Source organism: Streptomyces sp. NPDC092369, from assembly GCF_044755245.1.
Classification (GTDB): Bacteria; Actinomycetota; Actinomycetes; order Streptomycetales; family Streptomycetaceae; genus Streptomyces.
Genome location: NZ_JBIVQP010000002.1, coordinates 1,515,917 through 1,537,447 on the forward strand (window position 1 = coordinate 1,515,917; position 21,531 = coordinate 1,537,447).

A 21,531-nucleotide genomic window follows, 5' to 3' on the forward strand; every position below is an offset into this window, starting at 1 on the left:
GGATGAGCGTGTGAACTTCTGGGAGTACCTCGGCAACCGCCATCAGCAGTTGCTCACGGACGCCTACCAGCACGCCAGCGCCGTCTTCCAGTGCATGGTGGTGGCCACCCTGCTCGGGGTGCTGATCGGGGTCGTCACCTACCGCAGCGACTGGGCCGGGAACCTCGCGACGACGGCCACCTCGACCATCCTGACCGTCCCGTCGCTTGCCATGATCGGTCTGCTCATCCCGATCGTGGGTCTGGGCGTGCCGCCCACGGTGATCGCGCTGACGCTGTACGGGCTGCTGCCGATCGTGCGCAACGCGATCGTCGGCCTGCGCGGGGTCGACCCCTCGCTGGTGGACGCGGCGCGCGGGATCGGGATGTCCCGGGTGATGCGACTGGTGCGGGTGGAGCTGCCGCTGGCCTGGCCGCCGATCCTGACCGGGATCCGGGTCTCCACGCAGATGCTGATGGGCATCGCCGCGATCGCCGCGTACGCCTCGGGACCCGGCCTCGGCAACGAGATCTTCCGCGGCATCGCCTCGCTGGGCAGCAAGAACGCGCTCAACCAGGTCCTCGCGGGCACGCTCGGGATCATCGTCCTCGCGCTGCTGTTCGACGCCGCCTACGTCCTGATCGGACGGCTGACCATTCCGAGGGGCATCCGTGACTGAGACCGGTACGTCCGGCGCGTCCATCGAGCTGGAGAACCTCACCAAGCGCTACCCGGGCAGCGCCGACCCGGCCGTGGACAACGTGAACATGGAGATCAAGGCGGGCGAACTCGTCGTGTTCGTCGGCCCGTCGGGTTGCGGCAAGTCCACCACCCTCAAGATGATCAACCGGCTGATCGAGCCGACCGGCGGCCGCATCCGCATCGGCGGCGAGGACGTCACCGACATCGACCCGGTGAAGCTGCGCCGCAAGGTCGGCTACGCGATCCAGTCCGCCGGCCTCTTCCCGCACATGACCGTCGCCCAGAACATCTCCCTCGTACCGAGGATGATCGGCTGGTCCAAGCCGCGGACCCGGGCGCGGGTCGAGGAGCTGCTGGACCTCGTCGGGCTCGACCCGGCGGAGTTCCGGGGGCGCTATCCGCGCCAGTTGTCGGGCGGCCAGCAGCAACGGGTGGGCGTGGCACGGGCGTTGGCCGCCGATCCGCCGGTACTGCTGATGGACGAGCCGTTCGGTGCGGTCGACCCGATCACGCGGGACCATCTCCAGGACGAACTGATCAGGCTCCAGCACGAGTTGCACAAGACGATCGTCTTCGTCACGCACGACTTCGACGAGGCGATCAAGCTCGGCGACCGGATCGCCGTGCTGCGCGACCGCTCCCACATCGCCCAGTTCGACACCCCGGAGGCGATCCTCACCAACCCGGCCGACGACTTCGTGTCCGGGTTCGTGGGCGCGGGAGCCGCCCTCAAGCGACTCAATCTCACCCGCGTGCGGGACGTCGAGGTCCGGGACTACCCGACGGTGACCGTCGACGACCCGCTCCAGCTGATCTTCGACAAGCTCCGGGACAGCGGCACCAACGAGATCCTGCTGCTCGACAAGCGGGGCCGCCCCTACAAGTGGCTCAGACGCGGCGACCTGATGCGGGCCCGCGGCTCACTGGCCCGCGCAGGCACGCTGGTGCACGACACGGTGACCCGGGACGCCACCCTGCGGGACGCGCTGGAGGCGGTGCTGACCGACAACGCGGGGCGCACGGTGGTGACCGGGCGACGCGGTGAGTACGAGGGTGTCGTCGACATGGAGACGCTCATGAACTCCGTGCACGAACTGCTGGAGGCCGACCGCCTGGAGGCCATGGAGCACCAGCACGAACTGGAGGACGCCCGGGCCGCGCGGACGCACGCGGAGCAGGAGGGCGCCGCCGAAGGGGAGCCGACGTCGTGAGCAGTCCCGCGGAGCACAAGCGGCCCGCCGGCGAGCACGAGGTGAAGGGGCTCGCCTTCCGGGACGAGGGCGGCGGCGAAGGCGGGAGAGATGCCGGCCAGGAGGCTCCCCCGCAACGGTCGGCGCGCCGCCTCACCTGGCAGAAGCTGACGTTCCTGCCGACCTTCCTGATCGCCGTGCTGCTGGCGACCTGGCTCTGGTTCCAGCAGGCGGACCTGGACTCGATCTCCGAGAACGCGATCTCGGGCGGGCAGGTCTCCAAGGCGCTGTGGCAGCACGTGGAACTGACCGTGATCTCCACGTTCTTCGTGCTGATCATCGCCATCCCGCTGGGCATCCTGCTGACCCGCAAGGCCTTCCGCAAAGGCACCCCGGTGGCGATGGCGTTCGCCAACACGGGCCAGGCGACCCCGGCGATCGGCCTGCTCGCCCTGCTCGTCATCTGGCTCGGCACCGGTACGAAGGCCGCCCTGATCGGCATCATCATCTACGCCGTCCTGCCGGTGCTGTCCAACACGATCGCCGGCCTCAAGGCGAACGACCCGACCCTCCTCGAAGCGGCCCGCGGCATCGGCATGTCCCCCCTGGGCGTGCTCGCCAAGGTCGAACTCCCCCTGGCGGTCCCCCTGATCCTGGCCGGCGTCCGCACCGCCCTGGTCCTGAACGTCGGCACGGCCACGCTCGCGACCTTCGGCGGGGGCGGCGGTCTGGGCGTCCTGATCACCACCGGCATCACCACCCAGCGGATGCCGGTGCTGATGCTGGGCTCGATCCTCACGGTGGCGCTGGCGCTGCTGGTGGACTGGCTCGCGTCACTGGCCGAACTGCTGCTGCGGCCGCGGGGGTTGGAGGTGTCGACATGAGCGGAGGCGTGCGGAGGAGAGGGCCTGCCCGCGGCCGCCTGCTGCTGGCGGGAGCCCTGCTGACCGCGTCCGCCGGCTGCGGACTGACCAGCGGCTCCCCGATGGTCGACGACGTGACGCCCGGCTCGATCGGGAAGGGCGAGCCCCTCAAGGGCGCGCATCTCACCGTCACGTCAAAGGAGTTCACGGAGCAGTTGATCCTCGGCGCGATGATGGGCATCGCCTTCGAGGCGGCCGGCGCGGACGTCCTGGACCGGACGGGCATCCAGGGCTCCATCGGTGCGCGGGAGGCCGTCAGGAGCGGGGACGCGGACGGCATGTACGAGTACACGGGCACGGCGTGGATCACGTATCAGGGCAACAGCAAGCCGATCACCGACCCGGAACAGCAGTGGCAGGCCGTGCACGACGCGGACCTCAAGAACGGCCTGACCTGGCTGCCGCCGTCGGCCCTGAACAACACCTACGCGCTGGCGATGAACCAGTCCCACTACAAGGAGTACGGCACGAAGACCCTGTCGGACGCGGCCGCGCTGTCGAAGTCGAACCCGGGGGCCGTCACCGTCTGCGTGGAGAGCGAGTTCGCCAACCGGGCGGACGGGATGCCGGGCATGGAGAAGGCGTACGGGATGAGCCTGCCCGCGAAGAATCTCACGCAGATGGACACCGGGATCATCTACACCCAGGTGGCGAAGGGCAGTTGCACCTACGGCGAGGTCTTCACGACCGACGGCCGCATCAAGTCCATGAACCTCGCGGTGATGCGGGACGACAGGAAGTTCTTCCCCAACTACAACGTGGCTCCGGAGATCAACTCCAAGGCGCTGAAGGAGTATCCCGAGATCGCCGAGGTCCTGGACCCGATCACGAAGAAGCTCGACAACACGGTGGCGCGGGCGCTGAACGCGAAGGTGGACGTGGACGGGGAGGATCCGCATCAGGTGGCGTTGGACTGGATGAAGGCGGAGGGGTTTGTGAAGTAGCCCGGCAGGGGCGGGACTTGCAAAGAAGTCGATGCAAAGAGTCCCTTGCAAAGGGTTCTTTGCAAGGCTACCTTGATACGCATGACGGAGCCCGCACAGCCCAACGTCCGGCATCTGGACGCCCGTTCGCTCAGAGGACTCGCCCATCCGCTGCGCATGCAGTTGCTCGACGCCCTGCGCTTTGGCGGACCGGCCACCGCCTCCCAACTCGCCGAGAAACTGGGCGAGTCGAGCGGGGCGACCAGCTACCACCTGCGCCAGCTCGCCGCGCACGGGTTCGTCGAGGACGCTCCCGAGCGGGGCAAGGGACGCGAACGCTGGTGGCGGGCCGCCGTCCAGGGTCTGGTCTTCGACGACTCACTCCTCGACGACACCAGCGCGGCCGTACGCGGGGCCGCGGATCTCTATCTGCACGAGGTGGCGACGACCCAGGCCCGCGAGGTGTCGACCTGGCTCGGCACCCGCGAGGACTGGTCGGCGGAGTGGGCCCGCAGCACCGACATGAGCAGCATGACGCTCCGGCTGACCCCTGAACTCACCCACGAACTCGTCGAGAAGATGCACGCCCTCGTGGACAGCTACCGCGATCTGGCCGAGGTCGAGGAACACCCCGACGCGCAGACGGTCCGCGTCCACACGCACGCCTTCCCCTTCACCACGGACTGAGAGGCCGAGCCCGATGCACCCCGAGACCCATCTCGCCCTGCACCGCATACGCGCCGCCGAACTCCAGGCCCAGGCCGCCGCACACCACCTCGCCCTGCAGACGAGGCGCCCGCGCAACCTCCGTACCCGTGTGGGCTGGACCCTGGTCGAGGTGGGCCTGCGACTGGCCGCCGCGCCGAAGCCCGTACCGGCCGTCTGACTAACAGCTGGGGACGGAGCCCTTCCCCTTCTCCAGCGCCACCAGCGAGGTGACCGCGCCCTTGAGGTCGGTCACCGGGATCAGCCGCAGTCCCTTGGGCAGTTCGGACTTGGCGTCGGCGCACTCGTCCTTGGGCACGAGGAACACCGTCGCCCCGTCCCGCCGCGCGGCCTGCGTCTTCAGGGCCACGCCACCCACCGCACCGACCGTCCCGTCCCCGGTGATGGTCCCCGTACCGGCGATGTTGCGACCGCCCGTGAGGTCGCCGCCGCTGCCGTCGCCGTTGAGTTTGTCGATGATGCCGAGGGTGAAGAGCAGCCCGGCGCTGGGCCCGCCGACGTCGGCGAGCTTGAGGGTGACCTTGACCTTCTTGTCGCTCAGGTCGAGGTAGTTCAGCGCCGCCTGGGTCGCCGCGTCCTGGGACTGCTCCATCTGCTCGGTGTTGTGCGCCTCGATCTCCTTGGTGCTCTGCCCGCTCGGATAGACCGAGTCCCGCGGCATGACCGCACGGTCGGTGGCGAACCACGCGTCGAGCACCTGGCTCAGCGAGACGTGCGTGTCGGGATTGGTCGCCTCGATCGTCGTCATCCGCAACTGCCCGGTCGTCGTCCGGGTCGACGCGCCCGTGACCGTGATCACCGGGGTGCCCTTGTTCTCGCCGAGCACGTTGGCCGTCATGCCCGGCTGCGTCAGCGAGAAGGGCAACGGCGCGAAGACCGCGGTGGCGATCAGCGCGACGACGGGCAGCGCAGAGAGGGCGACGGCTTGGGGGCGCGTGAGGCGAGAGAGCACGGGATCAATCTAACGTGAGAGTGACTTCAGGCCAGGTGGTGGTCAGGTCAGGAGACAGCGCCCGTCTTTCAGCCCGTCCGGCGTTCGAGGACGAGGCCGTCCAGGCCGAAGCGGGGACCTGGGGGCGGCAGCCCCCAGCAGACGGCCACGCCAACACCGGCCCAGCTCAGCGCAACGCCTCCGCGACCTCCCGAGCCGCGTCGACGACCCGTGGTCCCACCCGCTCCGGCACCGCGTCCGCCAGCATCACGACCCCCACACTGCCCTCGACCCCCGTCACCCCGATCAACGGCGCGGCAGCCCCACTGGCCCCCGCCTCCAACTCCCCGTGCGTCAACGTGTACCCCGGCTCCCCCAGCGGCTGCGACCGCGCGGAGAGGATCGCCCGGCCGGCGGCCCCCCGGTCCAGCGGATGCCGAAAGCCCGCCCGATAGGCCACGTGATAGTCGGTCCAGGTCGGTTCGACGACGGCCACGGCAAGCGCGTCCGCCCCGTCCACCAACGTCAGATGCGCGGTCGCCCCGATGTCCTCGGCCAGCGACCGAAGCGCGGGCAGCGCGGCTTCCCGTACGAGCGGATGCACCTGCCGGCCCAGGCGCAGAACGCCGAGTCCGACCCGGGCGCGACCGCCCAAGTCCCGGCGTACGAGCGCGTGTTGTTCCAGTGTGGCGAGCAACCGGTACACGACGGTCCGGTTCACCCCCAGTCGATGGGAAAGCTCGGTGACGGTCAGCCCGTGGTCGGTGTCGGCCAGCAGCTTGAGGACACGCAGTCCCCGGTCGAGCGTCTGAGAGGTCTCCGCGGTCACGACGCCCACTCCTCCAAGTGGTGAGGTCGGCGGCTCTCATCGCGGCGGTTGCGTCACCGAGTCCCGTCAGTGACGCGCTTCAGAGGCCGCCGGTCGGCCGGCGGCCCGGCGCTCCGGACCGCGTCGCTTCACGGCTGCGCTCCGCGGCGGCGCTGCCACGGGGCGTGTGCGTAGCGGGACAGTAGCGAAGCGGGTTCGCTCAGCGGAAGGCTCCGTCCAGAATCCGGGCACCGGTACGGCTGGAGTACCTACGTTTGTCCTGATACGAGACTCCGAGGCACCGGATTCAGGAGTGCGCCGACACCGGAACCGGGCTCCTTCCCGCACCACACGCCCCTCCCCCACCGGGGCGGAGGGGCGGACGGGCGGAGGGTCACTTCATCCGCGTGGCCCACTCCTGGACCTTGGCGATCCGCTGCCGCAGCTGCCCGGCCGTGGCCTCGGCGCTCGGCGGTCCGCCGCACGTGCGGCGCAGCTCGGTGTGGATGACGCCATGCGGCTTGCCGGTCTGGTGGACGTACGCGGAGACCATGGTGTTGAGCTGTTTCCGCAGCTCCATCATCTCCTTGTGCGAGACGACGGGCCGCCGCTCGGCGGGCAGTTCCAGCAGGTCGGCTTCCTCGGCCGGCTTCTTGCGGCTGTGCGCGATCTGCCGGGCCTGCCGCTTCTGCAGCAGCATCTGCACCTGGTCGGGTTCGAGGAGCCCGGGGATACCGAGATAGTCCTGCTCCTCCTCGCTCCCCGGGTGGGCCTGCATGCCGAACTCGGCACCGTCGTAGAGCACCCGGTCGAAGACGGCGTCGGACTCCAGTGCCTCGAAGGAGAACTGCTCCTGCTCCCCGGTGTCCTCGTCCTCCTCCCGGTTCGCCTCCTCCATCTCCTTCTCGGATTCGGCGTACGGGTCCTCCTCGCCCTCCTTCTTCGGCTTGTCGAGGGCGTGGTCGCGCTCGACCTCCATCTCGTTGGCGAAGGTGAGGAGGTCGGGGACGGTGGGGAGGAAGACGGAGGCGGTCTCGCCGCGCCGCCGGGACCGTACGAAGCGGCCGACGGCCTGGGCGAAGAAGAGGGGCGTGGAGATGGTGGTGGCGTAGACCCCGACGGCGAGCCGGGGTACGTCGACGCCTTCCGACACCATGCGCACCGCGACCATCCAACGGTCGTCGTTCGCGCTGAACTTGTCGATGCGCGCGGACGCGCCGGAGTCGTCGGACAGGACGAGGGTCGCCTTGGACCCGGTGATCTCGCGGATCAACTTGGCGTAGGCGCGCGCCTGTTCCTGGTCGGAGGCGATGACGAGCGCACCGGCGTCCGGGATGCCCTTCCGGACCTCGGTCAGCCGCTGGTCGGCCGCGCGCAGCACACTCGGCATCCACTCGCCGCGCGGATCCAGCGCCGTACGCCAGGCCTGGCTGATCGCGTCCTTGGTCATCGGCTCACCGAGCCGGGCGGCGATCTCGTCACCGGCCTTGGTGCGCCACCGCATGTTGCCGCTGTAGGAGAGGAAGATGACCGGCCGGACGACGCCGTCGGAGAGCGCGGACCCGTACCCGTAGGTGTAGTCGGCGGAGGAGCGCCGAATCCCGTCATTCCCTTCCTCATACGTGACGAAGGGAATGGGATTGGTGTCGGACCGGAAGGGCGTACCGGTGAGCGCGAGCCGTCGGGTGGCCGGCTCGAAGGCTTCGAGACACGCCTCGCCCCAGGACTTCGAGTCACCGGCGTGGTGGATCTCGTCCAGGATGACGAGCGTCTTGCGCTGCTCGACCCGGTTGCGGTGCAGCATGGGCCGCACGCCGACGCCGGCGTAGGTGACGGCGACGCCCTGGTAGTCCTTGCCGAGCGGTCCCGCGCTGTACTCGGGATCCAGCTTGATCCCTATCCGCGCGGCCGCCTCCGCCCACTGCTTCTTCAGGTGCTCGGTCGGCGCGACCACGGTCACCTGCTGCACGACGTGATGGTGCAGCAGCCAGGAGGCGAGGGTGAGCGCGAAGGTCGTCTTGCCGGCGCCGGGTGTCGCGACCGCGAGAAAGTCCCGCGGCTGTTCCTGGACGTACCTCTCCATGGCCCCTTGCTGCCAGGCTCGCAGCTTGCCGGCGGTACCCCAGGGGGCACGGCCGGGGAAGGCCGGGGAGAGGTGGTGGCTGTGCGAGGAGGAAGCGGCGGTGGTAGTCACGGTCTCCGTGGAGGGGTCGGGCGGCTCTGCTGCGTACGGCTGCGTACAGGGGGCTACGTGTATGACAACCGGGCCACCCTACCGGCGGGCCGGCGCGTCAACGGGGGACGACGCCGGGTCGGCCGGGGATGCGATTCAGCTCACATCGCCTCGTGCAGCGACCTCAGGCGCAGCGCGATCAGTCCCCCATCCTCCAGGCTGCCGGCCGCCACCTCGATGACCAGCTTGTACGCCTCGTCCTGATCGACGCCCAGCATCTCCGTGCCGTTGAAGTCGAGGAAGACGACCGCACACATCCACGCCATGCGTTTGTTGCCGTCCACCAGAGGATGGTTCGCGGCGAGGGACTGAAGCAGCGCGGCGGCCTTCTCGAAGAGATCCGTATACGCCTCGACGCCGAACATCTGCGAATGCGGACGGTGTACGGCCGAGCTGAGCAGTCCCAGGTCACGCACGGCAACCTGCGTCTGCTCCCCGCACGCCAACTCGGCCAGATCCAGGACTTCCTGGACCGTGAGGTACTTCATCGCCTACTCCCCCAGCCTCCGCAGCAGGTCCGCGTGGCCCGCCGCGTACTTGGCCCCCAGGCGCCGCACCGTGGTCCGGTCCGCCTCCTGCTCCAGATACCGGTCGATCGCCTGAAGCACAATGGCGTGCATGCTGCGCCCCTCCTCCTCGGCACGCAGCTTGAGGGCCTCCTGCTGGTCGTCGCGCAGACGAAGGTTCATAGCCATACCAGGACGGTACCACTTATGGGGTCAAGGTGGTACCGAGATCAAACGCCTCGCTCCCGCAGCCGCGTAGTCACCCACGCCCCCACCAGCGCCACCCCCGCCATCGGCAGAAACACCGCGGCGAAGGCGGCCGGATGGGACCCGGCCCCGCTCGCGGTGGTGGCCGTATGAGCCACCGTCCCCCCGCCCAGCGCGGCGAAGGCCGCACCACCCACCGACAGCAGGACGACGTTCGACAGCCCATCGGAGATCTGAAGGGAGGCGGAGTTGGTCCCGGCCTCTTCCGGGGCGGAGAGCTTGAGCAGCAGGACGCTGCTGGAGGAGATGACCAGCCCCATCCCGAAACAGCCGAACCCCCAGGCGACGGCGACGATCCAGACCGGCACGGAGTGGATCAGCACGCTGGGCGCGGTCGCGATGGCCGCGGCGACCAGCACCATCCCGGCCCCCATCAGACGTTCCCGGTACGGCTCCACCCGGGCCCGCGCCTGCACCCACGACCCCAGCGCCCAGGTCGCCCCGCCCGCCGCGAGCGAGAACCCGGCGAGCGTCGGCGACAGCCCCCTCTGAGTGACCAGCATCAACGGCACGAAGGACTCGGCGCTGATGAAGGCCCCCGCGGCCACCCCGCGCAACAACACGACGGACGGCAGCCCACGCGCCGCGCGATACGTGCCACGCGGGAGCAGCCCGAGCACGGCCGGCACGAGCAGCGCGACGCCGACGGCGCCGGGCAGCAGGGAGATCCAGCGCAGATCCTGGGCGGCGTACTGGAGAAGTCCGGCACCGAGGGAGATCGCGAGGGCGAGCCGGATCCGCCGCCGGTCGAAGGAGGTGGACTTGGCGGCGGACTTGGCGGCGAGTTCGGCGGCGGACTCGACCGCGCCACCATCCACGGCCCCGGCCGCCCGCAGCCGAATCTGCGGCAGCGCGAGCGCCAAGGGCAGCACGACCAGCACGGGTATCCCGAGGAAGACCCACCGCCACCCGAGGTGCTCGGTCACAGCCCCCGAGGCAAGCGGCCCAACAATCGAAGGCACAACCCACCCGGCCGCGAACGCCGCCATGATCGCCGGCCGCAACCGCTCGGGATAAGCCCGCCCCACAACGACATACAAAGCGACAATGACCAGCCCGCCCCCCAACCCCTGCACGGCCCGCCCGAGAATGAACACCCACATCACCCCGGCGGTCCCTGCCACCACCAGCCCGACCGTGAACGCCCCGATCCCCGTGGTCAGCGCCCCCAGCGGCCCGCGCCGATCGCTCCACTGCCCGGCGAGCACCATCCCGAACAGACTGGTGGTGAAGTACCCGGAGAAGGCGAACGCGTACAACGCCACCCCGTCCAACTCACGCGCGGCAACGGGCATGGCCGTAGCAACGGCGGTCGCCTCAAAGGCGATCAGCAGTACGACGGAGACGATCCCGACACTGAGCGCCCGATAGGAACGGCTCAACACTCCGCCGTCGGTCGTACCCACAGGTTCATCTGCGACACCGGCGTCGCGCGGCTCAATGACGGTCATGACCACCACCGTAAGACCCATAACAGGGTTTGACCCCTGTCGCGAGCCCCACTCCACCTGGGACCTTGGTCGTACGCCCTCCGTCTCCCCCACCGTCGTTCATGAACGGCGTATGGCAGTCCCATTGCAGCCCCGGCGATCCCCTTGAGTCCACCCCCGCCCCCGCCGTAGCTTCATCTCACCGACACGGCCGTGTGCCCGAGTGGTTTAGGGACTCGCCTGCAAAGCGAGTTACGTGGGTTCGATTCCCGCCACGGCCTCAAGTGGTTGACCAGGCAAAAAGAAGCGGGTGACACCCAGGCAGGGTGTCACCCGCTTGTCTTCCGTCTCAAAGAGCGTCTCAGTCGCGCCCGCGTGGGACTTGCCGACGAAAGCGAGCATCAGTAGTCGGCGCACCTCAGCGCGAGCCTGTTCCCAGGTCACTTCAAGGATGCGGATGCGCGTGGTGGCGAGGTCAACCTGCTTGAGCAGTACGCCTGTGGGTGAGCGCCTGCTCCGTCTCTCTACGCAGTTGGTCCTCAGGGGTCCGGCTTGCCGCTCAGTGCAACATGTCCCCGTCCAGTAAGCCGGATCGAGAACGAATCCACTCAACGATTGTCAGCCAGACCTTCGGACGGTGGATCTCTCGGCTTCGGGGGCACACCCTGCCCTACCGTGGCGCCATGACCGATCACCCCCAAGCGCCTGTCACGCCCGTCGAGGCCTACGAACCGCCGTACTACGTGGCCGTCTTCACCACGGTGCGCACCGTCGAGCAGACCGGCTACAGCGAGACGAACGCCCGCATGGAAGCCTTGGTGAACGACGTCCCCGGGTACCTCGGGATGGACCACGCGCAGACCCCCGGCGGGCTGGGCATCACCGTCGGGTACTTCCGTGACGCCGACGCCCTCACGGAGTGGCGGACCGACGCCGAGCACCGCGCGGCTCAGCAGCGTGGGCGGGAGCAGTGGTACGAGAGCTACACCCTGCACGTGGCGAAGGTCGAGCGGAGTCACGGGTTCATACGGGCGCGGGGTCAGGAGGGCCCGCAGGAATCGGCAGCGGGCTGACCGGCCGACGTCCCTTGCATCACGGCATGGATCGCAGCGGAGGGTGCTGCGCCGTCATCCCCGGTGGCTGGAGCAGTGGTGGGGGCTCGGGACCAGGGTCTTCGGTCGTTACGACGCCGGCGGCCGTGGGGTCGAAGTCGGCGGGCCAGCGGGTGAGTTCGCTGGCCCGGGCGTCGGTCAGGCGTGCCTGGTCGAGGTCGGCCGTGCTCAGGTCGGTGCCGCGCAGGTCGGCCAGGCGCAGGTCGGCGCGGTGGAAGAGCGCACCGCGCGCGTCGGCCTTGCGCAGGTTCGTCTCGCGTAGGTCGGCCTCGGTGAAATCGGCGTCCCGCACGTCCGCCTCGGTCAGCCGCGCGCCGCGCAGGTCGGCCAGTGCACAGCGGGCCCGGCGGAGGGTGGCGGTCTTGAGGTCGGCGTGCCGCAGGTTGACCGACACCAGGGACGCCTGGGTCAGGTTGGCGTGGTAGAGGCCCGCCGCTTCCATGCAGGAGCGGTCGAGATTGACCTCGGGCAACCACAGCCCGTCACAGTCGGCCCGGCGCAAGTCGGTGGCGCTGAGGTTCACCCAGGACTGCTCGCGGTGTTGGCACAGCACGCCGAGGCCGGTCAGCGCCACCTGTGAGTCGGCGGCTCGGGCCTCCAGCGGTGCGATGTCGTTGATGGGGATGTCCGCCGACGGCGCCTCCGGCCCGGTGGGTGGCCAGGGCAAGTGGGTACGCAGATACGCGGCCTGGATGGAGATGACGGCCTCGCGGTCACGGGCGGACTGTTCCGCGACGCGCCACAGCGCGTGGAGCCCGCCGACGCGCACATCCAGCTTGTCGCTGCCGAGCTGGTCGACCGCCCGGCTGAACCTGTCGGTGACGTAGCCCTCCTGGGTGGCACGCAAGCCGTCCTGGCTGACCCGGAGTTGGCGCCAGGTGGCATACGCGCCGAAGAGCACGACCGACCCGCCGGCCACTTGCAGCAGAGTCGTCCGGACGTCGTTCACGGCCTTGAGCCGATCCTGCGGCGCGACGGCGCCCCCGGCGAGATCATGGTCGACCACCGCGCCCGGCACGACAACGAACAGGACTCCCAGAACGGCCAGTCCCATCGCCCCGGCCAGCAACACCGTGACCGTACGACGACCGACCGACCGCTCGCGCCACGACCGATGGTGGTGGTCCGGTTCCCCCATGACTCGGGAGCCTAGGCGCACCGCGGAGAGTGATCAAGGTGCACCTCAGCCCTCAGAGCACCCCGCCCGCCTCGTCCTGGAACGTCTCCGTCCAGTAGTGGTGGCCGGTGCCCACGTCCGGGCCCGTCGGGTCGACCGTCGCCAGGGTCTGGAGCATCGTCGTGGCCAGTTGGTCGTACGCCTCGGTCGACAGCTCGCCCGACAGGCCGTCGTCGATCGTCTTCTCTCGGTGGAGGAGCCAAAGGGTGAAGGCCAGGGTGGAGACGTCCGTGTTGAGCGGGTACAGCGTGGCGTCCGGCTCGCTCCAGTTGAGGACCGCGCCCGTCGCGCCGTCCACGACCAGGCTGTTGTCCTCGATGAGGTGGCCGAGGCGGATCAAGTGGGCGGCTCGGGGCGGGAGTTGGCCGTGCGGCGTGTCGGAGCAGTTGTCCTCGTAGTACTCGGCGAGGGTCTGCAGCGGCACGTCCGTGTCCAGGTGGAAGAGGACACCGTCCTCCGGCAGGCCCCGTTCGCGCAGGAAGAGGCGGGTCGGGGTGTGGGTGAGGGTCGCCGGGAAGTCGAGGTTCTCGAAGCGGGCCACCTTGCCCTGCCCGAACTCCTCGTCCAGGAGGCGGGCGGGGAGGTCGAGGGCCAGGCCGGATGCCGTGCCGGGGCCGGCGACCAGGGACAGCGGGCGGATCAGGGCCGCCATCTTCCAGAACGGCGCCATCTCGCCGTCCGTGCCCTCTTCGCCCGCCTCGCCCGCCTCGAAGAGCGCCAGCAGCTGACGGGACGCCTCCGTCGCCACCTTCGGGCCGAAGCGGCCGGCGTAGGAGGCGAACCGCCCGCGGAATCCCGCCAGTTCGTCCGCTGCCGTCGCGCAGCGCACCAGGGTCCGCAGTGACGGGGCCAGCGGGCGGGTATCCATCAGGTCGGGGCGGTCGGGCAGGAAGTACGTCGTCGCTATCTCGCCCGTCGCGCCGTCCAGGAGGAGGGATTCCGTCTCCAGGCCCGCCGGGCCCAGCAGCGCGCCTATCACCAACTGGTCGCGCAGCTCCGCCGCCAGGCGGTCGTCCGGGGCGGCCGTCGCGTCCCCTACCGTCCGCAGGCCCTCCCGGCCCAGGTCCACGAAGCTGAACAGGCCGCTGTCGCCCGGCAGTCCGGGCCCGGTCAGCCAGCCGCGCGTCAGCTCGTGTGTCACGTACGGATCGAGTTGATCCTCGGTCAAGGTGATCGCCGGTGTGGCGACATCGGTCGTGCTCATCGTCCCGTTCCCCCGGATTTTCCCGCTCACAGCCCCCGCACAGGCGGCCGTCGGACGGATGCGTCGGCCGCCCGTTCCCCACTGTCCAGAACACTACGCCCCGCCACTGACAACGACCCCCGGCCCGCATCCCCCGGATCACAGGACGTTCCGGGCACCCTCGCCCGTTCCCGTCCCGCCATGATCGCCTCCACCGTCTCCCCCACCGCCCCCCCACCGTCAGCTCCGAACTGTCCAGCCACACAGGCCGAGGCGAGGTGTGCGGGTGCGCGTGACGTCATCGAGGGCCGGGACCGTCCAGACGGCCCCGTAGCCGGTCTTCGGGCGCCCCTCGCACGCGGCGACCACGTCCGCGTCCGGTGCCAGTACGGCGACGCCTACTCCTCGCGGTCCGTCACGATCATCCGCCGGAAGACGTCTCCACGCACGTGTGCCGCTCGCGGGAGGCTCTCCGCCAGGGCCTGGGCCACCGCCGACTTGCCGGCCGCCACCACACGGGTGATCAGGACGACCCCCTGCGGCACCGCGACTACAAGGAGGTCACTGGGACGTGACCACGGCCGCCTGGGGGCGGATCGGGAGGCGGTTCACCGGGCGGCCCGTCGCGGCCCGTACGGCGGACGCGATGGCCGCCGGGGAGGTGACCACGGGCGCCGCGCTGACCGCCTTCGCGCCGAAGGGGGCGACCACGTCGCGCTCCTCGACGAGCTTGACGATCCGGATGTCGGGGGTGTCCAGGGCCGTCGGCAGGGAGTAGCCGGTGAGGTCGGGGTGGCGGATCAACCCGCGCGCGGTGCGCAGGTTCTCCGTCAGCGCGATACCCACGCCCTGGGTGACGCCCGCCTCGATCCGGGCGGTCAGCTGCGCCGGGTTGAGCACGCGGCCGACGTCCTGGGCGAGCGCCAGCTCCACGACGCGTACCGAGCCGAGTTCGATGTCGACGTCCACGACCGCGCGGATCGCGCAGAACGCCATCCCCACGAAGGCGTCGCCCTGGCCGTGCTCGCCGAGCGGCTCGGTCGGGTGCGGGCGGCACTGTGCCGTCGCCCACAGTTCCTTGCCGTCCATCGCCTCGGTGACGGTGGTCGACAGGACACCGTCGTACGACGTGATCTTGCCGTCGGTGATCTGCAGCAGCTCCGTGGACATGCCGAACTTGTGCGCCAGGGGCTGCAGGAGCTGGGTGCGGACCATCTTGGCCGCCCGCTCCACCGCGCCGCCCGACACCCAGGTGTGCCGGCCGCGGCAACCGGGGCCGGCCGGCGGCTGGTCGGTGTCCACGGGCGCGACGTGCACCTCGTCGATGCCGAGGGTCTCCTGGACGATCTGGCGCGCGAGCGTGGTGAATCCCTGGCCGGTCTCCACCGCCGCGCACAGGACGGTCGCGATGCCGTCGTGGACCTTCACGGTCGCCGTGGAGACCTCGTCGGCGCCCTCCGCGCCGAGGATGTGCACCATGCCCAGGCCGTAGCCCACGCCCCGGCGCACCGCGCCCGGCTCGCCGGCGCCCTCGGGGCCGCCGGGCAGCAGCCACTCGTCCTCGGGGGTGTCCTTGGGGAGCGCGGGCAGCGGGAAGTCCCGTACCGCCTGGAGGAGTTCGGCGACCGGCGCCGGGCAGGTCACGGTCTGGCCGGTCGGGAGTACGTCACCGGTGGCCATGACGTTGCGCATGCGCAGGTCGGCCGGGTCGACGCCGAGTCTCTTGGCCAGCTTGTCCATCTGCGCCTCGTAGGCGGCGCACACCTGCATGGCGCCCTCGCCGCGCACATGGCCGGAGGGCGGGTTGTTGGTGCGTACGGCCCAGCCCTCGATGAAGGCGTTCGGGACGACGTAGGGGCCGCAGGCGAAGCCGACGGCCGCTGCCAGGGCCTCCGCGGAGGTGTCGGCGTAGGCGCCCGAGTCGAGCAGGATCTGCGCCTCGACCTTCACCAACCGGCCCTCGGCGTCGGCGTGGTGGCGGTAGCGCAGCAGGGTGGGGTGGCGGTGGGTGTGGCCGAGGAAGGACTCCTCGCGCGTGGCGGTGAGTTTCACCGGGCAGCCGGTCTTCAACGCCAGCAGGCCGAGCGGGAGTTGGAAGCCCTGGTCCTCGCGGTCGGCGGTGGCGCCGGGCACACCGGTGACGACGATCTTCACGCGCTCGGGTTCGAGGCCGTAGCAGGCGGCGGCCGTGTCGCGGTCGCCGTGCGGGTCGGTGGAGGCCAGGTACAGCTCGACGCCGCCGTCGGGACGGGGCACGGCGAGGCCGGCCTCGGCGCCGATGGGGGCGGGGTCCTGGCGGCCGATGCGGTAGAGGCCCTCGACGACGATCTCGCCGGCCGCGTCGGGGTCGCCGTGGCGCAGCGGGATGTGCCGGATCAGGTTGCCGTCGGGGTGCAGCGGCTCGGCCTCGAAGGCGCGCTCGGGGTCGGTCACCGGGTCGAGCACCTCGTACTCGACGCTGATGGCGGCGGCGGCCATGCGCGCGGTGTCGGGGTGGTCGGCAGCGACGGCCGCGATGGGCTCGCCGTGGTGGCGTACGACCTCGGAGGCGAACACCGGGCGGTCGGCCTCGCCGCGGCCGTAGAACTCGGTGCCGGGGACGTCCTCGTGGGTGATGACGGCCCGTACGCCGGGCATCTCGCGCGCGTGGGTGGTGTCGATGGACACGATGCGCGCGTGCGGGTGCGGGGAGCGCAGTACGGCGGCCCACAGCAGGCCCTCGGCCCACAGGTCGGCCGCGTACGGGAAGGTGCCCTCGGTCTTCGCGCGCGCGTCGGCCGCGGGCAGGGAGGAGCCGAGGCCGTGCGGGATCGGCTCGGCGGCGGGGGCTGCCTCCGCGGTGCTGGTCGCGGTGGCGGCTTCGTTGGTCACGCCTGGCCTCCGTCCTGTCCGTGCGCCTGGTCGTGCGCCCGGTGGGGCTCGAACGCCGACGGGTTGATCCCGCCGGCCCCCGGGCCCGCCTGGTGAGGAATACGCGCCTCGTCGCCGTCCTGTTCGGACGAGTCGCCGGCGGAGTGCGCCTCGCGTTCGGCGACGACCTCCTTGACGGCGTCCAGGACGCCCCGGTAGCCGGAGCAGCGGCAGAGGTTGCCGCACAGGGCCTGGCGGGCCTCCAGCTCGGTCGGCGCCGGGTTGCCCTCCAGGAGGTCGTGGACCGTCATCGCCATGCCGGGCACGCAGAAGCCGCACTGGACGGCGCCGCAGCGGGCGAGCGCGCGCTGCACGTCCGAGGGCTGTCCGTCCTCGGCGAGGCCTTCGACGGTGCGTACTTCGGAGCCCGCGGCGGTCACGGCGGGGACCAGGCAGGAGGCGACGAGCCGTCCGTCGACCTGGACGTTGCAGGCCCCGCACTCGCCCTGGGAGCAGCCGTCCTTGGCGCCCGCGAGGCCGAGCCGCTCGCGCAGCACGTAGAGCAGCGACTCGCCGACCCAGGCGCCGGAGACGGGCCGGTCGACGCCGTTGACGCGCAGGACGAAGGAGGCGAGGGGGTGTTCCTCGCCGGGAGGCGGTGGCGGGGCGTCGTCCGCCGAGGTGTCGGGGTGGCCCTCGGAGGCCGCGTGGCCGTCGTCGGCGGAGCCTTCGTGGCCGTCGGACTCGGCGGGGCCGACGGGCGCCGGGCGGACCGAGGTGTCCGAACTGTCCGTGGCGTCACGGGTGTCGGAGCCGGCGGAGGCGTGGGCCTCGGCGCCGTTCCGTCCGTTCGCGGCGTCCCGGGTGGACCCGTCGAAGGGCTCCACGGGCCTCTCAGGCGCCTCAGCGGCCTCCTGGGCGCCGTCGGCCACTCTCGCTGCCGCCGCGGCCTCTCCGGGCCCGTGAGGCGGCCGTGAGGCGGCTACGGCGGAGACCTCCCCGTAGGCCCCGGGCGACTGTTCGTCCGTGCGAGGCGCGGTGTCCTGCGCTCCGGCCGTCCGCCGGGCCCCGGCGTGGTCGTCCCCGTCCGGTTCGTCGGCGTGCGGCGGCAGGCTCAAGGGCCGGCGCGTGCCCGCGTGCCCGGCAGCGGCATGCGGTTCGCCGACTCCCGGTGACTCGTCCGTGAGGGCGCCCGACTCCTGCGCCCACGGCTGCCCCGTCCCGTCCGTCGCCCAGGGCGCGGCGGCGCCGCCGGGCAGCGTGGCCGGCGGGGTGCCGCCCCACTGCTGGACCAGGGACGAGGTGGTGAACTCGCCCGATTCGTCCGGAAGATCGCCGTCGGCGACCGGAATCGACCACTGCCCGGTCACGTCCTGGCCGGGATGGCCGGGGTGCCCCGTCCCGTGCGGCGGGGTCCCGGTGCCGCCGGGCGGCTCCTCGAAGGCCCACTGCTGCGTGGAAGCGGGGTTGTACGCGAACCGGTCGCCGCCGTCCTGCGGCACGCTGTTCGGGTCGGGCCACTGGGCGCCCTCGCCCGGCCCGGGCATCGCCCAACTGCCGGTCCCCGACGGGTCCGCCTCGGTCGAGCCGGGCGTGGCCGCTATCTGCGGCGGCACATACCCGTGCCCCGGCGCGGCCAGCGGCTCGGCGGAGGCCAGGAGCGCCTCGATGCCGCCCTCGGGGAGTTTCACGAAGGCGGTGGCGCCGTCGTCGTAGTCGCCCTGGGGCAGCGGGTCCCAGCGGCCGCCGCCCCGGGGGGCGCCTTCTCCGTGCTGGTCGTCGGTCACGACAGCGCCCTCCCCAGTGCTCGTCGGGCCAGCGCGGCGACGGTGCGCCGCAGATGCAGTACGGCGGGCGGAAGCGGTTGCACGGACCCGTCCGGCTCCGGGACCGGGTCCGGGATGCAGGCGGCCGCGACGTACTCGCCGAAGGCGGTGAGCGCCTCCGGGACGATCGTGCGGCCGTTGTCCCAGTCGATGAGGCGGGCGACCCAGTGCTCGGCGTCCAGCGGGCGCAGCGGCATCGGCGCTATGGCTCCGACGGCGCACCGCACCCCGCGCCGGGCGGGGTCCAGGACGACTGCGACGGACGCGACGGCGCGTCCGGGGCCGGTCCGTCCGGTGGCCTTCAGGAAGACCTGCGGGGCGTGCAGCAGCGGCATCCTTACGAAGCCGATGAGTTCGCCGCCGCGCAGCATGTCCACGCCTGCCAGCAGGTGCGAGACCGGGATCTCCCGGCGGGCGCCGGCCGGGCCCGCGATGATGAGCGTCGCCTCCAGGGCGGCCAGCACGGGCAGCGCGTCCCCGGTGGGCGCGGCCGAGGCGATGTTGCCGCCCAGGGTGCCCGCGTTGCGGATCTGCGGCGGACCGGCGGCGCGGGCCGCGGCGGCCAGTGCCGGGATCAGCGCGGCGAAGTCGGGGCGGCCCATACGCGCGTGCGTGAGACCCGCGCCGAGCAGCGCGTGACCGTCCTGGTACTGCCAGCCGCGGATCTCGCTGATGCGGCCGAGGCCGACCAGCGCGGCGGGCCTGAGCTGCCCGGAGTTGACGGCGGCCATGAGGTCGGTGCCACCGGCCACGGGCACGGCGGCGGGCATGGCGGACAGGGCCGCCACGGCTTCGTCCAGCGTCGTGGGCAGCGTGACGGACTGCGCCGACTGCGGTGCTTGCGTGGTCAAACCGGCTGCCCCTTCCCGCTGCCCCACCTGGTCCCACCTGTGCTGCCGTACGGTACGTGCTGACAGGGCGGACGTGGCAACTCTGGCACATCTTCGCAGGGGCCGAAGACAGGGGTCCGCTAGGCGGCATTCGCCCACCTCACCAGCGAGATGACCCGTTTTCGCACCGCATCACCGGAGCGTGCGAATTGGCACTCTTCGGTGATGCTTGCGACGATTTTCCCCTACCTGTTCGGCGGGGGCGGGTACTTGTTCGGCGGGACCGGCCGTCCGCGAGTGGACTACCTGTGCGGCGGCAGCCCCTCGATCGGGCGGCCGAGCACACCCGGGCGCCGCTGCCAGGGCAGCGGGCCGGTCGGCGGACGGTAGGCGACGCCCAGGGCGTCGAGGCGCGCGTAGTGGGCGGTCATCCGGCGCTCGAAATCCGCGAAGTCCCGTTCCGCCGGGGCCGGCAGGGCGCTCCAGGCCACCTCGGCGAAGGCAGCGAGCCGCGGGAACGTCTGGTAGTCCACGCGCGCCTGATCCTCCATCACCTCGGTCCACACGTTGGCCTGGGTACCGAGGACGTGCTCGGCCTCCTCAGGGGTCAACTCGGCCGGAACGGGCTCGAAGCGGTAGACGTCCTCCAGGGTGCGCACGAACCCGATGGGCACGGGCTCGTCGGGGCCGCCGTGCTGGCGGTGGTCCAAGTACACGTACTGCTCGGGGCACATGACGACGTCGTGACCCGCGCGCGCGGCGGCGATCCCGCCGCCGTAGCCCCGCCAGGAGGAGACCGCCGCGCCCTCGGCGAGGCCGCCCTCCAGGATCTCGTCCCAGCCGATGAGCCGGCGCCCGCGCGCGGACAGCCATGTGTCGAAGTGCCGCACGAACCAGGACTGCAACTCGTCCTCGTCGGCGAGGTCGAGTTCCTTGATGCGGTTCTGCGCGGTGTGCGACTCCCGCCACTGGTCCTTGGGGCATTCGTCACCCCCGATGTGGATGAACTCCGAGGGGAAGAGCGCGAGCACTTCCTCGAACACCCCCTCGTAGAACTCCAGGGTGTTGTCGGTGGGGGCCAGTACGTTGGGGTTGATTCCCCAGGTGTCCCAGACGGTGAGGGCGGTGGTGTCGATGACGTCGGTGTTGCCGAGTTCCGCGTACGCGGCGATGGCTGCCTGCGAGTGGCCCGGTACGTCGATTTCGGGGACGACGGTGATATGCCGCTCGGCGGCGTAGGCGACGATCTCCCGGATGTCGTCCTGGGTGTAGAAGCCCCCGTGCGGCTTCTCGTCCCACAGGGGCGAGGCCCGGTGGCCGAATTTCGTGCGGGACCGCCAGGACGCGGTCTCGGTCAGTTTCGGGTACCGCCGGATCTCGACGCGCCAGCCCTGGTCGTCCGTCAAGTGGAAGTGGAAGACGTTGAGTTTGTGCGCGGCCAGCAGGTCCAGGTAGCGCAGCACGCCTTCCTTGGGCATGAAGTGCCGGGCGACGTCGAGCATGAGACCGCGCCAACCGAATCGCGGGGCGTCCTCGATGGTCAGGTGGGGCACGCCGTACGTCGTGCCGGGGTCGATCGGCGCGCGCCGGAAGGCCGCGGGGCCCAGCAGTTGACGCAGCGTCTGCGCGCCCCAGAACACGCCGGCCGCGCTGCCGCCGGTGATCGTGACACCCACCGTGGCGACCACCTCCAGGCGGTACGCCTCCGGTGCCAGGGTCTCGTCGAGCCGCAGCGCAACGGTGTTGGGCTCCCCCTCCCGCCCCGGTGCCAGCGGCAGACCGAGGGCGGCGCCGAGCGTGGACCGCAGCCAGCGCTGTGTGCTCTCGGTGCCGGGCTCGCCCCACAGGGCGGTGTCCGTCTCGAACGGGAAACCGCACCGCCCCGCACCCTCGACCGCGCGGGGCGCCGGGATCAGTTCCGTCAGTGAAGTCACG

At 71.1% G+C, this 21,531-nt stretch carries 19 protein-coding genes, 1 tRNA gene and 1 pseudogene; 8 read left to right on the forward strand and 13 right to left on the reverse strand.

The genetic code is table 11. The features are described from left to right. Nucleotides 1-10: 10 nt before the first annotated feature. The 6 genes from ACIQI8_RS16510 (at nucleotide 11) to ACIQI8_RS16535 (ending at nucleotide 4,603) form a co-directional block, all read left to right on the forward strand. Entirely contained in the window at nucleotides 11-658 is a 648-nt protein-coding gene (locus ACIQI8_RS16510) for an ABC transporter permease (protein ID WP_402350092.1), read from the forward strand. Next, nucleotides 651-1,892 (forward strand): betaine/proline/choline family ABC transporter ATP-binding protein, encoded by a 1,242-nt coding sequence (locus ACIQI8_RS16515; RefSeq protein ID WP_402350095.1) that lies wholly within the window; start codon nucleotides 651-653, stop codon nucleotides 1,890-1,892. The genes ACIQI8_RS16510 and ACIQI8_RS16515 overlap by 8 nt, the downstream gene beginning before the upstream one ends. Further along, a complete protein-coding gene (locus ACIQI8_RS16520; RefSeq protein WP_402350098.1) occupies nucleotides 1,889-2,755 on the forward strand; it encodes an ABC transporter permease in 867 nt (288 codons plus the stop codon). The genes ACIQI8_RS16515 and ACIQI8_RS16520 overlap by 4 nt, the downstream gene beginning before the upstream one ends. Then, entirely contained in the window at nucleotides 2,752-3,738 is a 987-nt protein-coding gene (locus ACIQI8_RS16525; RefSeq protein WP_402350101.1) for a glycine betaine ABC transporter substrate-binding protein, read from the forward strand. The genes ACIQI8_RS16520 and ACIQI8_RS16525 overlap by 4 nt, the downstream gene beginning before the upstream one ends. An 81-nt stretch (nucleotides 3,739-3,819) precedes the next feature. Next, nucleotides 3,820-4,404, forward strand: a complete 585-nt coding sequence (locus ACIQI8_RS16530; protein WP_402350104.1) for an ArsR/SmtB family transcription factor — start codon at nucleotides 3,820-3,822, stop codon at nucleotides 4,402-4,404. Between the two features lie 13 nt (nucleotides 4,405-4,417). Continuing rightward, complete coding sequence (locus ACIQI8_RS16535; protein ID WP_402350107.1) at nucleotides 4,418-4,603, forward strand: hypothetical protein; 186 nt, start codon at nucleotides 4,418-4,420, stop codon at nucleotides 4,601-4,603. Here the strand turns inward: ACIQI8_RS16535 and ACIQI8_RS16540 are convergent, their stop codons facing one another. The 6 genes from ACIQI8_RS16540 to ACIQI8_RS16565 all read right to left on the reverse strand — a co-directional run bounded on the left by ACIQI8_RS16540 (nucleotide 4,604) and on the right by ACIQI8_RS16565 (nucleotide 10,639). Beyond that, entirely contained in the window at nucleotides 4,604-5,395 is a 792-nt protein-coding gene (locus ACIQI8_RS16540) for a S16 family serine protease (RefSeq protein ID WP_402350110.1), read from the reverse strand. A gap of 166 nt (nucleotides 5,396-5,561) precedes the next feature. Beyond that, nucleotides 5,562-6,203, reverse strand: a complete 642-nt coding sequence (locus tag ACIQI8_RS16545) for a helix-turn-helix domain-containing protein (RefSeq protein ID WP_124000305.1) — start codon at nucleotides 6,201-6,203, stop codon at nucleotides 5,562-5,564. A gap of 373 nt (nucleotides 6,204-6,576) precedes the next feature. Next, the gene (locus tag ACIQI8_RS16550; protein WP_402350114.1) at nucleotides 6,577-8,376 is read right to left on the reverse strand and encodes a DEAD/DEAH box helicase; all 1,800 of its coding nucleotides are present in this window, start codon (nucleotides 8,374-8,376) and stop codon (nucleotides 6,577-6,579) included. Nucleotides 8,377-8,516: 140 nt separating this feature from the next. Then, nucleotides 8,517-8,903 (reverse strand): type II toxin-antitoxin system death-on-curing family toxin, encoded by a 387-nt coding sequence (locus tag ACIQI8_RS16555; RefSeq protein ID WP_402350117.1) that lies wholly within the window; start codon nucleotides 8,901-8,903, stop codon nucleotides 8,517-8,519. A gap of 3 nt (nucleotides 8,904-8,906) precedes the next feature. Then, nucleotides 8,907-9,104, reverse strand: a complete 198-nt coding sequence (locus tag ACIQI8_RS16560; RefSeq protein WP_067445450.1) for an Arc family DNA-binding protein — start codon at nucleotides 9,102-9,104, stop codon at nucleotides 8,907-8,909. A gap of 47 nt (nucleotides 9,105-9,151) precedes the next feature. Beyond that, on the reverse strand, nucleotides 9,152-10,639 hold the full coding sequence (locus ACIQI8_RS16565; protein ID WP_402350120.1) for an MFS transporter: 1,488 nt from the start codon (nucleotides 10,637-10,639) through the stop codon (nucleotides 9,152-9,154). 188 nt (nucleotides 10,640-10,827) lie between these two features. Between ACIQI8_RS16565 and ACIQI8_RS16570 the strand changes: the two genes are divergently transcribed. Together ACIQI8_RS16570 and ACIQI8_RS16575 are read left to right on the forward strand one after the other, a co-directional pair. Then, nucleotides 10,828-10,899, forward strand: a tRNA-Cys gene (locus ACIQI8_RS16570). A 402-nt stretch (nucleotides 10,900-11,301) separates the two neighbouring features. Further along, nucleotides 11,302-11,691: an antibiotic biosynthesis monooxygenase family protein gene (locus ACIQI8_RS16575; protein WP_402350123.1), complete on the forward strand. Its 390-nt coding sequence runs from the start codon at nucleotides 11,302-11,304 to the stop codon at nucleotides 11,689-11,691. 19 nt (nucleotides 11,692-11,710) lie between these two features. On the opposite strand, the gene ACIQI8_RS16580 is transcribed toward ACIQI8_RS16575, so the two are convergent. From ACIQI8_RS16580 to ACIQI8_RS16610, 7 genes and pseudogenes are all read right to left on the reverse strand, one after another. Further along, nucleotides 11,711-12,868 carry a pentapeptide repeat-containing protein gene (locus ACIQI8_RS16580; RefSeq protein WP_402350126.1) on the reverse strand — a complete coding sequence of 386 codons (1,158 nt, stop codon included), beginning with the start codon at nucleotides 12,866-12,868 and terminating at the stop codon, nucleotides 11,711-11,713. A 52-nt stretch (nucleotides 12,869-12,920) separates the two neighbouring features. After that, nucleotides 12,921-14,111 (reverse strand): SUKH-4 family immunity protein, encoded by a 1,191-nt coding sequence (locus ACIQI8_RS16585; protein ID WP_402350129.1) that lies wholly within the window; start codon nucleotides 14,109-14,111, stop codon nucleotides 12,921-12,923. Nucleotides 14,112-14,266: 155 nt separating this feature from the next. Beyond that, a pseudogene (locus ACIQI8_RS16590) lies at nucleotides 14,267-14,635 on the reverse strand (phosphotransferase); the annotation flags it as partial. Between the two features lie 16 nt (nucleotides 14,636-14,651). Beyond that, nucleotides 14,652-16,961, reverse strand: coding sequence for a xanthine dehydrogenase family protein molybdopterin-binding subunit (locus ACIQI8_RS16595; RefSeq protein ID WP_402350132.1), 2,310 nt, complete (start codon nucleotides 16,959-16,961; stop codon nucleotides 14,652-14,654). Beyond that, entirely contained in the window at nucleotides 16,958-18,727 is a 1,770-nt protein-coding gene (locus ACIQI8_RS16600) for a 2Fe-2S iron-sulfur cluster-binding protein (RefSeq protein WP_402350135.1), read from the reverse strand. The genes ACIQI8_RS16595 and ACIQI8_RS16600 overlap by 4 nt, the downstream gene beginning before the upstream one ends. Next, on the reverse strand, nucleotides 18,724-19,617 hold the full coding sequence (locus tag ACIQI8_RS16605) for an FAD binding domain-containing protein (RefSeq protein ID WP_124000315.1): 894 nt from the start codon (nucleotides 19,615-19,617) through the stop codon (nucleotides 18,724-18,726). Before ACIQI8_RS16605 ends, ACIQI8_RS16600 begins: the two co-directional genes overlap by 4 nt. 281 nt (nucleotides 19,618-19,898) lie before the next feature. Next, on the reverse strand, nucleotides 19,899-21,530 hold the full coding sequence (locus tag ACIQI8_RS16610) for a beta-N-acetylhexosaminidase (protein ID WP_402350139.1): 1,632 nt from the start codon (nucleotides 21,528-21,530) through the stop codon (nucleotides 19,899-19,901). Nucleotide 21,531 lies beyond the last annotated feature (1 nt).